The following is a 13,088-nucleotide window of genomic DNA, read 5'->3' as shown; positions in this document are numbered from 1 at the left end:
CAAGGAGACTCAGCGATGGAGAGGCACGGTCCCACGTACAGCCGTCGCCACTTCCTTGGCGCCGCAGCCGCGGCTGCGGCGGCGACCGAGTTCGGCATGAAGGGTAGTGCGCGAGCGCAGTCCGCATCGGGAGAACGTGTGGCTTATCCCACGGTCAATCGAGCGACGCGGCAATCCTTTGGTCCGGTGAGGCAGATCAATGCCGGGGATCTGAATGTAGGTTACGTCGAGGCCGGACCTGCGAACGGGCAGTCCGTCATACTTATGCACGGCTGGCCCTACGACATTCACAGCTACATCGAGGTCACGCCGCTGCTCGCAGCAATGGGGTACAGAGTGATCGTCCCTTACCTGCGCGGCCATGGAACCACGCGGTTCCTTTCCAGCAAAACACCCAGGAACGCCCAACAGTCGGCATTCGCGGTCGACATCATCGCCCTGATGGACGCCCTCAAGATTGACAGGGCCATCCTCGCCGGATACGACTGGGGCTCGCGGACGGGTGACATCGTAGCGGCCCTCTGGCCGCAGCGCTGCAAAGCATTGGTCTCTGTGACCGGTTATCTGATCGTGAACGTCGAAGCAAACAAGATGCCGTCGCCGCCCAAGAGTGAATGGGCCTGGTGGTATCAATACTATTTCTCCACCGAAAGGGGCGTGCTTGGCCTCCAGGAGTTCCGGCACGATTTGGCCAAATTGGTCTGGAAGTTCAACTCTCCGACGTGGAATTTCGACAACGCGACCTTCGATCGCACGGCAGCAGCCTTCAGTAATCCAGATTACGTCAGCATCGTGATTGATAATTACCGCTGGCGACTTGGCCTCGCAAAGGGTGAGCCCCGGTACGACGGGCTAGAAAAGCGCCTCGCCGCGGCACCGGTCATCACCGTGCCGACGATCACCATTGACGGAGCGCGTGATCCATTCACGCCTCCGGGAAATGGATCGGCTTATCGCAAGAAGTTCACCGGCAATTACGCGCACCGGACCCTGGACGTCGGACACAACGTTCCGCAGGAGGACCCGCAGGGCTTCGCAGCGGCTGTCGTAGCAGTCGATGGACTCTGACCGCGCCACTGAGACTCGACCGTCGATCAGCCTGAAGTCATGGGTACGCCCAGCGGCGGTCAACACCCCGCCCCCGGCCCCGAAGGCGCCCCGAAGGGCAAGGCCGTCGCCCGACCGATGCCGGATCGCCACCGGTGACGAGCGCCGTTTGGCCTGCTAACGGTCCGCGGTCTGCTGGGCCCGACGCGGATCAGTGGGCTGTAGCAGTTCGACGAGGTTGCCCTCAGGGTCGGAGAAGTAGGCGAAGCGGATTCCTGGACGCCGAGCCGGCGCCGGTTGGCAGACGATGCGGCCGCCGTGGGCGGCTGCGGCCGTGAGGGCGGCGTCCAGGTCGTCCACGGTCAGGGCCCAGTGGAAGTAGCCCTGGGTGCCCGCGCCATCGACCGGGTTGGTGAAACGCTGCGATGCGGAACCGGCGCGCTCGGTGAGTTCCAGCGCGGCGCCACGGGGGTCGCTGAGGAGCGAGATCCGGATGCCGGCCTCGGGGATCTCGGTCCGGTACGTGGAAGCCCAACGCCCGGGTGTAGAAGTGGCATTGCCGGTCGAGATCCGCGACGGAGAGGCCGATGTGGTGGAAGGAGCGTACGGGCACGGTCGGTTGTCCTCCGTGTGGTCAACGGGCGGTGTATCCGCCGTCGACGGGCAGGGCGGTGCCGGTGACGAAGCTGGACCGCTCGGAGCACAGCCACCCGACGGCGTCGGCCATCTCCTCCGGTTCGGCGATCCTGCCGATGGGGTGGGCCGCCACCCGGGCCGCCATCACTTCCGGTGAGCGTCCCCCTGCGATCAGCGGTGTCTTGACCAGTCCGGCGACGATGGCGTTGACCCGGATGCCGTCCGGTCCGTAGTCGAGTGCGGCTGTGCGGGTGAGGCCGACGACGCCGTGTTTGGCGGCGGTGTATCCGGCGAAACCCGCGACTCCGACGACGCTCGCCCCGGAGCCGATAGGGGCGGCCCGCCGAGTGGTTCGGTAGAGGTGACTGGTGGTGGTGAGCGGCGTCGGACGGTTGCAGCGGCCGCGACCATGTCGAGGGAGATCTGCCGCGGGCGGGCTTGTGGCGCGACGGGCCTACCAGCTCTGCTCGGCAGCGCGGACGAGGACCTCGTTGACGGACACTCTGCGGTCGCGTGTGACGACGAAGGCGACCGTGTCCGCAATGTCCTCGGGACGCAGCATCTCCATCCCGGCCAGCTGCTGGTCCAACGACGCCCTGATCTCGTCCCGCGAGTGCGTGACGAACTCGGTGTCCACCGTCCCCGGCTCGATCACGCTGACGCGCAGGCGCTGCCGCATGACCTCCTGGCGCAGGGCCTCGGTGAACCCGTTCACGCCGAACTTCGTCATGCTGTACACCGCCGTGCCCGGCCGGGCCACACGCCCGGCGGTGGAGCTGATGTTGACCAGGTCGGCGACCCGGCGGGGCGAGTCCTCCGCCGCGCGCAGCAGATGGGGCAGCGCCGCGTGGGTGACATGCAGCAGGCCGTGGAGGTTCACCGTCAGCATGCGCTCCCATTCCTGGGCCGGCGCGTTCAGGACCGGTCCGGCCATTCCCACACCGGCGTTGTTGACCAGGACGTCCAGGCGGCCGAGTTCAGCCACCACTCGCTCGACGGCGGCCGTCGTCTGTTCCTGCTCCGTGATGTCGGCCTCCACTACGAGCGCTGCCCCGCCCTCGGCGCGGATCTTCCCGGCCAGCTCCTCGAGCCGGTCACGGCGCCGGGCGACCACCGCGACAGCGGCGCCCTCCGCGGCCAGGCCCAGGGCCGTTGCCTGGCCGATGCCGCTGCTGGCGCCGGTCACCAGAGCAACGGTGTTCTGCAGACGTGCGGACATGACTGTCTCCTTGATTCAGATCGAGATGAAACCGAGCCGTTGACTACGCGGACGTACAGGTCCGGGTCAGTGGCAGCTCGCGGGCATTGAGGGCCACGCGACGGCAACGCGGACATGACTGGTCAGTGGGCTGCCGGCAGGGTGGCCGCAGCCGACCTGGTGAGGAGCCATGCCGTCGGTGGTGTGGCTGCTCAGTGCGCGGGCCTACGGGTGGAGCGCCGGCCGGTGGTGGCTTCACGAGTCCGGTCGGCGAGCAGGCGCGGGGCGTGGACGGGGGACGTGCCGGGCTCGGCGGTGGTGCTGGTGGCGGGTGGCGTCGTCAGACGGTCGTACCGGCGTCCGCGAGCAGGTCGAGGGAGATCCGCCAGAGGCGGGCCGCGCTCTGAGGGTCCACGGCGTGGGCGGCCACTCCCCGGCGCACACCGGGCCGGTGCGGTCCGGCCTCGTTGCAGTCCTCGAAGTACCGGCTGGTCACGCCCTCGGCCAGCGGGGAGGCGGCGAGCAGCACCGAGGTCGCCGCACCCTGCTCGATGTTCTTCCAGGACACGTCGGTGTTGGTGGCGTCGAACGAGGCCGGACTGTTGGCGATGTCCCCGATGTGGCGGCCGAGCCGGGTGCTGGTGATGCGGCCCGGGTTGAGTGCGTTGACAGCGATCAGGTCGGACGCCCAGCGGCGGCTCGCCTCGACCGCGAACAGGACGTTTGCGGTCTTGGACTGGCTGTAGGCCGCCCACGGGTCGTAGGGGTGCTGCTCGAAGTTGATGTCGTCGAAAAGTACGTCGCCGTTGACATGACCGACCGAGCTGACGGCGACCACACGTGCGCCGTGGGCCGCTGTCAGGGCGCTGTGCAGGCCGGTGGCGAGCGCGAAGTGGCCGAGGTGGTTGGTGGCGAACTGCATTTCCCAGCCCTCCTTCGTCCGCTCCAGCGGCGAGGCCATGACGCCGGCGTTGAGGACCAGGATGTGCAGCGGTCCCCGCCACGCCTCCACAAAGGCGCGCACCGAGGTCTGGTCGGCGAGGTCGAGCATCGCGGCGTGCACCGTTCCCGGGCCGGTTGCCGGGGCGATCTCCTCGGCGACCTGTGAGCCCGCGGCCAGGTCGCGCACGCCGATCGTCACCGCTGCGCCAGCAGCGGCCAGGACACGCGCGGTTTCGCGTCCGATGCCGGATGCTCCCCCCGTGACGATGGCGCGTTGGCCACTGAGGTCGATACCAGCGAGCACCTCGGCGGCGGTCGTCTGTGCGCCGAACGGGGTCGTGATGAGGTGGTCGGTCATGGGACTCTCCAGGGAGGTGGATCATTGAGTGCGCGCCCGGTGGCGCCGCGGCAGGGGGCGTCGTACCCTCATATCCGGAACTGGTTCCGGTTCGAGTTCGAGAGTAAGCGGAACTGGTTCCGCTTGCAAGTGTGGCAGGAAGGGAGTGGGCAGTGACCGGCCACGAGGGGGACACGGCGCGGCACCGCAGGCCGCTGCGCGCGGACGCGCAACGCAACGAGGACCGGCTGCTGGAGGCAGCAGCGGCAGCCTTCGCCCGCGAGGGAGCGGGTGCCTCGGTCAAGGACATCGCCCGCGCGGCCGGCGTGGGTGTCGGCACGCTGTACCGCCGGTTCCCGTCCAAGGAACTGCTGATCGAGGCGATCTACCGGCAAGAAGTGGGGCGCCTGTGCGAGGCAGCAGAGGACCTCACGGCCACACTGCCACCGGTGGATGCGCTGCGGACCTGGATGGAGCGCTTCATCGACTTCATGGCCGCCAAGCACGGCATGGCCGACGCGCTGGCCGTGGTGCTGACCGACGAGAGCGAGCGCCTGCAAACCCGGGCCCTGCTCGCCGACGCCATCACCCACCTGCTCGCCGCGGTGGAGAGCCAGTCGGTGGCGCGGCCAGGGGTCGGTGCCCGGGACGTGCTGATGGCCCTGGGCGGGATCAGTCTCATGGCCGCCAGCGAAGAGCAGCGCGACCTGGCCTCCAGGCTCATCGACCTGCTCCTGTACGGCATCGTGACGAACTGACGGGATCAGGTGGCCTCCGGGTCAGCCGGCCCGCAGACCTGGCCTCCTGCACCGGGCGTCTCGTCAATCGGTGATGACGGGGCGCCGTCGCGCCGTGGGCGAGCAGATCCAGTCGGCGCGCGCACTCCACGTTCCTCAAGCCCGTCGGAATCGTCGCTTGCTGCTACCAAGCTCTTGATCCGGCGTCGACGTTCCTCGACGTGGTTGGACGGCGCCGATACTGAGCGGTGGCCGCCGTGTCGGCGCGGCCGACCTGGACCGCGCCGCGAGGTCCCGCCAACTGGGCCGCCTCAACTGGAGGCCCCTGGGCCGCATCAGCTGGTGGCACTTGGCCCGCGCTCGACGTCGCAGGTGCGGTGGACCACCTCGACGATGTGGCGGTGCTGGTCATCAAGCGCATCGACGAGTGAAGTCGCGCGCCCGGTCAGCCCGTAGTTAGCCTGAAGTCATCACCGTGGCACCGATGGGGCGCCTGCCCGCGATGTGGGTGGCGGGCCCGTCGGGCGGTGCTTTGGCGAGCCGACCTACCGCACTGGGACGCCGGCCTCACACCTCCATACTCCGCCGGGCCCCGGGGCCGCTCCCACTTCTTAGGCTCCGATCAAGGACGCACTCTCGCTGACCTCTGCGGCGATGTCCGTGGCTGCTGTCTGCGTGGTGGGCATCGCAGGACTGCGTCCCCGGCGCCTTTCGACTTGCCGATGGCCGTGGCACGGGGCGAGCCCGCGCACTTACCCCGGTCAGATCCCATACGGCATGCGCACACAGGGAGATTCTCATGACCGAGAGCCACCCGCGAACCCCGGCCACCCCTGGCGTCCTCGTCGATCCGCTGCGTAATCGTGGCGTGGCCTTCACCCTGGAGGAACGAGATGCCCTCGGCCTTACCGGGCGGCTGCCTTCCGGAGTCCTCACGCTCGAACGGCAGGCTCAGCGCGCCTACCAGCAGATGCAGGTTCAGGGCAGCGACCTGGCCAAGAACGTGTACCTGGAACAGCTGCACGACCGCAACGAAACCCTGTACTTCAAGGTTCTCGCCGACCACCTCGCCGAGCTGCTGCCGATCGTTTACGACCCCACCGTGGGCGAGGCGATCGAGAAGTACTCCCACGAGTACCGGCACCCCCGCGGCATCTTCCTGTCCATCGACCGGCCTGACGACATGGAGAAGGCCTTCGCCACCCTTGAACTTGGGCCTGAGGATGTCGACTTGATCGTGTGCACCGACGCGGAGGAAATCCTGGGCATCGGCGACTGGGGCGTGGGAGGGATCCAGATCTCGGTCGGGAAGCTCGCGGTGTACACGGCGGCCGCGGGCATCGACCCGCGCCGCGTAATCCCTGTGTCCCTGGACGTCGGCACGGACCGCACATCGCTGCAGGAGGACGCGCTGTACCTGGGCAACCGGCATCCCCGCGTCCGCGGCGCCGACTACGACGCGTTCATCGAGAAGTACCTGGAGACGGCATCGTCCACGTTCCCCAACGCACTGTTGCACTTCGAGGACTTCGGTCCCAGCAACGCACGGCGGATCCTGGAGCAGTACGGCGGCCGCTACCGGATCTTCAACGACGACATGCAGGGCACCGGTGCCATCACGCTGGCCGCCGCCATGTCCGCCGTAAAGGTCAGCGGTGTGCGGATGCGGGACCAGAAGCTGGTCGTCTTCGGCGCCGGGACCGCCGGGGTGGGCATCGCCGACCAGCTCCGCGACGCGATGATCCGCGACGGCGCGGATCCGGAGCAGGCGGCCGCCCAGGTGTGGCTCGTCGACAAGCAGGGGCTGCTCACCCGGGACATGGCCGACCTGCGCGACTTCCAGCAGCCGTACGCGCGCGATCCCGCCGAGGTCGCGGACTGGGCGAGGCGCGACGGCGCGATCTCACTGCTGGAAGCGGTTCGTCGGGTCAAGCCGACGATCCTGCTGGGCACTTCCACCGTGCATGGCGCGTTCACGCGCGAGGTCGTCGAAGCCATGTCCGAGGGCAGCGAGCGGCCGATCATCTTCCCGATCTCCAACCCCACCTCCCGGATCGAGGCCATGCCTGCCGATGTCATCGACTGGTCCAGAGGAAAGGCGCTCGTCGCGACCGGCATCCCCGTCCCGCCCGTGGAATACGACGGCGTGACCCACCAGATCGGGCAGGCCAACAACGCGCTGCTGTACCCGGGCTTGGGCCTGGGCACGATCGTCTCCGGTGCGTCCCAGGTCACCGCGGGCATGCTGCTCGCGGCCGCACAGGCTGTCGCGGACCAGGTCGACCCATCGGGGCCGGGCGCCTCCCTGCTGCCGCCCGTGGACAACCTTCGGGAGTCCTCTGCGATCACTGCGACTGCGGTGGTCAAGGCGGCGCTCGACGACGGCGTGGCCACCTCCAAGCCGATCGACACCGCAGAGGCTGTTCGGGAGGCCATGTGGCAGCCGGCCTACACAGACGGAGCCGCAGCATGAACACGCAACACTCCGCCGCCGACCGGGCCGGGTCGGCCGGTCAGGACGCGGCACCGCAGATCCTCGACATCCCCATCGGAGTGCACGCGACCGGCACCCGGCGGGAGACCGACTCCATGGGAGCCATCGATGTCCCCGCGGACCACTACTGGGGCGCCCAGACGCAACGCTCCCTGATCCACTTCTCCATCGGGGACGACCGGATGCCCAAAGCGGTCTACCACGCCTACGGTTATGTCAAGAAGGCTGCCGCTGCCGTCAACGGTCGCGCCGGGCGGTTGCCGGCCTGGAAGGCCGACCTGATCCGGCGGGTGGCTGACGAAGTCATCGCGGGCGACCTGGACGATCACTTCCCGCTGTACGTCTGGCAGACCGGGTCCGGTACCCAGTCCAACATGAACACCAACGAGGTGATCAGTAACCGGGCCATCCAACTGGTCGGCGCAGAACTGGGCAGCAAATCCCCGATCCACCCCAACGACCACGTCAACATGGGGCAGTCCTCCAACGACACTTTCCCCACCGCCATGCACATCGCCGCGGTCAAGGAGATCCACGAACAGTTGCTGCCCAGCGTGCAGGCGCTGCAGCACGCCATCGATATCAAGGCACAGCAATGGCATGACGTGGTGAAGATCGGCCGCACCCACCTGGAGGACGCCGTCCCGCTCACCGTTGGGCAGGAATGGTCCGGCTACGCTCACCAGTTGCAACAAGCCGTCGACCGCGTCACCAGATCCGCCGAGGGCCTGTACGAGCTCGCGATGGGTGGCACCGCGGTCGGGACCGGGCTCAATGCCCCACCCGGATTCGGCGAGCAGGTCGCGGCCGAAATCGCCGGCGCGACCGGCTACCCGTTCACCACCGCGCAGAACAAATTCGCCGCCCAAGGCGGCCTGGACGCCATGGCCGACGCGTCCGCCGGACTGCGGGCCCTGGCAGTGCCGCTGATGAAGATCGCCAACGACATCCGCTGGCTGGCCTCCGGACCCCGCTGCGGCCTCGACGAACTCATCCTCCCCGCGAACGAGCCCGGCTCCTCCATCATGCCGGGCAAGGTCAACCCGACCCAGTGCGAGGCGATGGTCATGGTCTGCATCCAGGTGCTGTCCGAGGACCAGGCCATCGCGTTCGCCGGCTCACAGGGCAACTTCGAGCTCAACGCTATGCGTCCGGTCATCATCAACAACTTCCTGCACGCGGCGACGATCCTCGCCGACGCCTGCGCCAAGATGCGCGAATACTGCATCGAGGGCGCCCAGCTCAACCGAGACCAGATCGACAGCTACGTCGACCGGTCGCTCATGCTGGTGACGGCACTCTCACCCGTGATCGGCTACGACAAGGCCTCCGCGATCGCCCACAAGGCGAACGACGAGGACACCACCCTGCGCGCGGCAGCGCTGGCCTCCGGCTACGTCAGTGCCGAGGACTTCGACCGCATCGTCCGACCCGCCGCCATGGTCGGCCAGACGTAGAACAGAGCCCATCAGTGACCACGCCCCGGGCCACTTGGCCGTCAACGCCGCCCACACCCGGCGGCGTCCACAGCCCGGGAACAGCACCATGGCCGGGACCGATCCCGCCCGTGAAAGGCGTGCGCCCCTACGATCCCGACGAGGCCCCCGGCGCCGCCGATCCGCCAACCTGCCGGACCAGCAACGCCTATTAGGGCTACGACTACGCCCACCTGCGGCGATGGGTATCCGGCACCGCATGCCGGCAAAGGAGTCGAGACCCACAGCGGCCGGGACGCCATCACTGGACGATCGAACGCACGCTGGCGAGGCTCGCCGGCCGACGCCGGCTTCATCGCCGCCACGAGCGCAAAGCCGAGCGCTCCCTCGCCTTCGCAAGCATCGCCTGCACCTTCATGTGCTACCGCCGGCCATCCCATTGAGATGGCCTGGGCCTGCAAGCTGCACACGCCTCCCGGCTGTTGCCGTGTTCAAGAAGATCCCCGCGCTCGCCCGAGTTCTTCTGCCGAGACTGACGTCGCCCGGCGGTCAGAGGCTGATGAGCAGGCCGTCGAGTGGGGCGGGTATGCGGTCGGGGTCGAGTGCCTCGACGAGGACGCGGCCGTAGCGGATCTTGCGCCCCTTCTTCGTGCCGAGGAAACGCCGCAACTGCTGCTGTGAGCTGCGGCCCTGCTGTGCGGGCTGGCGCAGGAAGGTCTGGAGTGCGCGCTGGTCGCCCTCCGCCCGGACGAGTTCCTCCACCCGTGTCACGCCCAGCGCGCGGATGAGCTCGTCTTCCAGATCCGCCGCGCAGACGAAGAACCCTTGCTGTGCTGCACTGGCCCGCTCCAAGCCACGGGCGTAGTAGCGACGCTCCGCCTCGTCGCACAGTCCCGTGAGGCGGAGGCCAAGGCCGGGTGGCCCGAGGAGGTGGGTGAAGCGCCCGACGTTCATCGCGCCGCCCATCGGCAGCACGCTGACTCCTTCGGCCGCCAGGTTCCGGCCGCGGCTCGCGGCCAGCGCGTCGACCGCTGCGGCGTCGCTCGGCCCTTCGAGTAGGACGGCTGTCCGGACGGCCAGTTGCGAGGCCAGCTCGCGCGCGGCGTCGCTGGGTCCACCGGCTGCCCACGTGGTGACCGCATCCCGGAACGCCCCCATGTCAGTCATGAGACGAGTCTCCGCCGTTTCCCGCCACCACGGTAGGGAATTTCCGCCAGGCGTCGATCGGCGGTGAGCAGCCGGCCCCGACGGTCCGAACGAAGGAGGGCGCTGCCGTCTGGTGCCGCCCGAGGTGGCGGTGGAGGCGATGCGGCCCCGCGTCGACCTGCCGGAGGCGCTGCTGGAGGTGCTCGCCTGGACCGGCGCCGACCAGGCGTGCACCTCGATCACCGGCCTGGAGGCGAGGATGAAAGGCCTGCACGTGACGATCACCGCGCTGCTGGTCGCGCGCAGCTGCAATGTCACGGACGTCCCGCGGTGGTGCCGGCCAAGCGGATTCCGGCCTCGTCCCGGCCGCCGGGACTTGTGCATTCAGCGTGGAAGCGTGTGCATTCTGCCGACAAAGTGAAAGGACGGCGGGTAGCCTCCAAGCCGCATTCCGCGAACTCGCAGCGGAGGAGATTCACATGGCGTTACGCCGATCTACTCTCAGCCTTGCCGCCGCGGCGGGCCTGGCCATGTCCGCGGCGCTGACGGTACCGGCCGTCGCGGCGGCTCCGGCCACGCCGAAGGCGCCGACCACGGCCGCCGCCCGGACCGCCACGGTGGACATCGAGGAGCAGAGCGGTAGCTACGTCTATGGCACCTTGACCTGGTCTAATCGGGCGGTCGGCTTCCAGGGAGTGCTCATCGCCAAAGGCTGCCGAAGGGCGTGGTTCAGCACGTACGACGCCTCTGACAACCCGCTCGCTGCCAGGAGCACCAGTACTCACTGCAACACAGCGGATTCGATCCCCCCGTTCGCGATTCCCGCGAATGTCGTCGGCGGCGCTGCGTACGTCCGGGTCTGTCTCGAGGACGAGCACGCCGTCCCCACCACAGGCTGCCAGGTCTACTTCCCGAGCTGACCAGTTACCAGTCGTTTCCCCCACGGCTGGAAGCCGTGGGGGAAACGACTGGTTGAAGAGTGTTTTGTCCCGGCAACCGAATGTGATGGGCTATTGCCACACCTGAACCTCGAACCGAACACTCCCGCCAGGACAGAACGCTCTTTAACCAAAGAGAGCCGCGATCCTCCGCGCACCGTCCGACGAAGTCGTCGTCAGCCGGGCCCACGACCCGTCCCGGAAGGAGATCTTGAAGTCGGACTCGGCCATGCTGAATCGCTTGATCTCCGCGCCGACGATTTCCTTCCGAGGCAACGACCAGAGGACGGCCTCGGATCCCGGAACCTTCTCACCACCGCCCCATGAGAGGAACCAACTGCCCCGCGCCGTGTCCTCGTACGACGTAATGCGCACGAGGCCATCAGATTCGTCCAGTTCGATCTCGGTCACCATTCGCCAGGACCGCCGGGAGGGATCGAGCTGCCAGGGCAGCGTACGAGCCGTCTCGCCCACGCCCGCCCACATGACGGGGAAGTCGTCGACTTCGTTCTCGCGCTCCTCCAGCTTCCCTCGCCCGTCGGGCGACGCGGGGCTGCCAAGGGCGCTGGCGATGATGTACAGCGGCAACATCAGGAGCCCGGTGACGAGAGCATGGACGTGTCGGCCGAGCTTGCCGAAGAACCCCCGCACCGCGAAGGTCTGTCCAGGGGGCCAGCCGGGCAGGGCGGGTTCTATATCGTTGCGCTCGTGGTCGCGGAAGGAGCGCCGCTTCTCCACCGAGGCGGCAGTACCACTCGCGAACTCGACCCGGTAGCGCTCCGGTTCCTCGTCCATGACCCTTCCTTTCCTGCCGCCTTGGCGGGGTCAACTATGCCAAGTGAGTGCACAGCACCCGCACCCTGGACCTGACTGCAACCCCGGGGCCGCAAGGGCGAGCCCAAGGGCTTCGGCCGGCGGGACTTCCGCATCCTGATCGTTTGCGCCCGCATCCAGCTCGGCTTGTCAGGCGCCGACTCAAGAAACTCCAGTACTAGCCGGACCTGGTCGACGGCTGCCTCGTCGGCACAGGACTGATCACGGACGGCTGACGGGAACGGTGACCTTCGCGCGAGGACGGTATTCGCCGGCAGGCGAGGCCTGCCAAGTGTCAGGCTCCGCCTATGAGTTACCGGACCAACGGGGTCGCCGACGCCTCTTGGCTCGGCACACCGATCGACGCTCGCCCCCTGTTCGGGCCGGAGCTGGCCTCGCTCCTGAACCTACTGCGCGCACTGCGACCTACTGAATGGAAGGCGGCGGCGGTGCCGGGCTGGAGCGTGAAGGACCTCGCCGCCCACATCCTCGGCGACTACCGGGGTCGCCTCGGCTGGAGCACGGACGGCTTTCGGCCTGCGTTCGCAGTCGGCGAGACCCTGGAAGCATTCATCCATCGCGTCAACCAGGACTGGATAGACCTCCACACCGACCACGGCCCCGCCGAGCTCATCGATGCCGTCGAGGCAGCAGGTGCCCAGGTCAGCAGCAATTTCGCGGCCGCTGATCTCCGTACAGCAGGGCTGGGAGTGTCCTGGGCTGGTGCAGACCCAGCACCGAGGTGGCTGGACATCGCACGGGAGTTCACCGAGTACTGGACGCACCGCCAGCAGATCCGCCATGCCACCGGCCGTGGGACCGATCCGGAACCCCTGGCTCTCGCCACAGTCCTGGACACGTTTATGCGGGCCCTGCCTCACACGCTGCGTGGCACGACCGCCCCCACCGGAACTCAGGTCCGGATGGTCATCAGTGGCTCGGCCGGTGGCACCTGGACCGTGACAGCCGTTGAGGACCGATGGTCACTGGCTGCGGCGCCCAACGGGCGGCCCACCGCATCGGTGACGTTGGACTCGGAGACTGCCTGGCGCTTGTGCACCCGCGGCATCGAGCCGAGCACCGCCCTCACAGACGTCCACATCCAGGGAGAACGTCCGCTTGCCGAGGCCATGTGCCAGATCGTGTCCATCGTCTACTGAGAACCGCGCAGCCGGAGTCCCATGCCTCACTCACGGGCCCCGTCCTGTTGAACCAGCCCGACGTGCATGGACGCGTCGCCGGGCAGGACCAGGTCGGCAACCAGGGCGTGCATGCCCGCGTAGTCGGGAACGACGTCGCGGGCGCGCGCGGGCGCGCGGGCGCGCGGGCGCGCGGGTGCCGGCGGTCGTGCGGCGCCGCACGGC

12 protein-coding genes and 2 pseudogenes are annotated in these 13,088 nt (G+C 68.2%); 8 read left to right on the top strand and 6 right to left on the bottom strand.

Annotated elements, in window-relative coordinates; genetic code table 11:
- Window positions 1-15: 15 nt before the first annotated feature.
- Window positions 16-1,068, top strand: a complete 1,053-nt coding sequence (locus IEY95_RS40625) for an alpha/beta fold hydrolase (RefSeq protein ID WP_189191260.1) — start codon at window positions 16-18, stop codon at window positions 1,066-1,068.
- A 156-nt stretch (window positions 1,069-1,224) separates the two neighbouring features.
- Here IEY95_RS40625 and IEY95_RS40620 read toward each other — a convergent pair.
- The 4 genes and pseudogenes from IEY95_RS40620 to IEY95_RS40605 all read right to left on the bottom strand — a co-directional run bounded on the left by IEY95_RS40620 (window position 1,225) and on the right by IEY95_RS40605 (window position 4,181).
- Window positions 1,225-1,660, bottom strand: a pseudogene (locus tag IEY95_RS40620) (VOC family protein).
- A 21-nt stretch (window positions 1,661-1,681) separates the two neighbouring features.
- Entirely contained in the window at window positions 1,682-2,014 is a 333-nt protein-coding gene (locus IEY95_RS40615) for an SDR family oxidoreductase (RefSeq protein ID WP_189191299.1), read from the bottom strand.
- 123 nt (window positions 2,015-2,137) lie between these two features.
- Window positions 2,138-2,902 carry an SDR family NAD(P)-dependent oxidoreductase gene (locus IEY95_RS40610; protein WP_189191259.1) on the bottom strand — a complete coding sequence of 255 codons (765 nt, stop codon included), beginning with the start codon at window positions 2,900-2,902 and terminating at the stop codon, window positions 2,138-2,140.
- Between the two features lie 319 nt (window positions 2,903-3,221).
- Window positions 3,222-4,181, bottom strand: coding sequence for an SDR family NAD(P)-dependent oxidoreductase (locus tag IEY95_RS40605; RefSeq protein ID WP_189191258.1), 960 nt, complete (start codon window positions 4,179-4,181; stop codon window positions 3,222-3,224).
- A gap of 152 nt (window positions 4,182-4,333) precedes the next feature.
- Here IEY95_RS40605 and IEY95_RS40600 point away from each other — a divergent pair, with 152 nt between their 5' ends.
- The 4 genes from IEY95_RS40600 to fumC all read left to right on the top strand — a co-directional run bounded on the left by IEY95_RS40600 (window position 4,334) and on the right by fumC (window position 8,848).
- Entirely contained in the window at window positions 4,334-4,918 is a 585-nt protein-coding gene (locus IEY95_RS40600; protein WP_229703691.1) for a TetR/AcrR family transcriptional regulator, read from the top strand.
- Window positions 4,919-5,145: 227 nt separating this feature from the next.
- Window positions 5,146-5,328: a hypothetical protein gene (locus IEY95_RS40595; protein ID WP_189191257.1), complete on the top strand. Its 183-nt coding sequence runs from the start codon at window positions 5,146-5,148 to the stop codon at window positions 5,326-5,328.
- Between the two features lie 368 nt (window positions 5,329-5,696).
- A complete protein-coding gene (locus IEY95_RS40590; protein WP_189191256.1) occupies window positions 5,697-7,370 on the top strand; it encodes an NAD-dependent malic enzyme in 1,674 nt (557 codons plus the stop codon).
- On the top strand, window positions 7,367-8,848 hold the full coding sequence (gene fumC, locus IEY95_RS40585; protein ID WP_189191255.1) for a class II fumarate hydratase: 1,482 nt from the start codon (window positions 7,367-7,369) through the stop codon (window positions 8,846-8,848). Before IEY95_RS40590 ends, fumC begins: the two co-directional genes overlap by 4 nt.
- A 528-nt stretch (window positions 8,849-9,376) precedes the next feature.
- Here the strand turns inward: fumC and IEY95_RS40580 are convergent.
- A complete protein-coding gene (locus IEY95_RS40580) occupies window positions 9,377-9,994 on the bottom strand; it encodes a TOPRIM nucleotidyl transferase/hydrolase domain-containing protein (RefSeq protein ID WP_189191254.1) in 618 nt (205 codons plus the stop codon).
- A 127-nt stretch (window positions 9,995-10,121) separates the two neighbouring features.
- Here IEY95_RS40580 and IEY95_RS50890 point away from each other — a divergent pair.
- A pseudogene (locus IEY95_RS50890) lies at window positions 10,122-10,301 on the top strand (hypothetical protein); the annotation flags it as partial.
- Window positions 10,302-10,452: 151 nt separating this feature from the next.
- Complete coding sequence (locus IEY95_RS40570) at window positions 10,453-10,893, top strand: hypothetical protein (protein ID WP_189191253.1); 441 nt, start codon at window positions 10,453-10,455, stop codon at window positions 10,891-10,893.
- Window positions 10,894-11,037: 144 nt separating this feature from the next.
- On the opposite strand, the gene IEY95_RS40565 is transcribed toward IEY95_RS40570, so the two are convergent.
- Window positions 11,038-11,706 carry a hypothetical protein gene (locus tag IEY95_RS40565; protein WP_189191252.1) on the bottom strand — a complete coding sequence of 223 codons (669 nt, stop codon included), beginning with the start codon at window positions 11,704-11,706 and terminating at the stop codon, window positions 11,038-11,040.
- 326 nt (window positions 11,707-12,032) lie between these two features.
- Between IEY95_RS40565 and IEY95_RS40560 the strand changes: the two genes are divergently transcribed.
- Window positions 12,033-12,884, top strand: coding sequence for a maleylpyruvate isomerase family mycothiol-dependent enzyme (locus tag IEY95_RS40560; protein WP_189191251.1), 852 nt, complete (start codon window positions 12,033-12,035; stop codon window positions 12,882-12,884).
- Window positions 12,885-13,088: the final 204 nt, after the last annotated feature.

The organism is Streptomyces albiflavescens (assembly GCF_014645835.1).
Lineage (GTDB): Bacteria > Actinomycetota > Actinomycetes > Streptomycetales > Streptomycetaceae > Streptomyces > Streptomyces albiflavescens.
The sequence above is the reverse complement of the archived record's forward strand: the minus strand, read 5'-3'. Positions and strand labels throughout refer to the sequence as shown.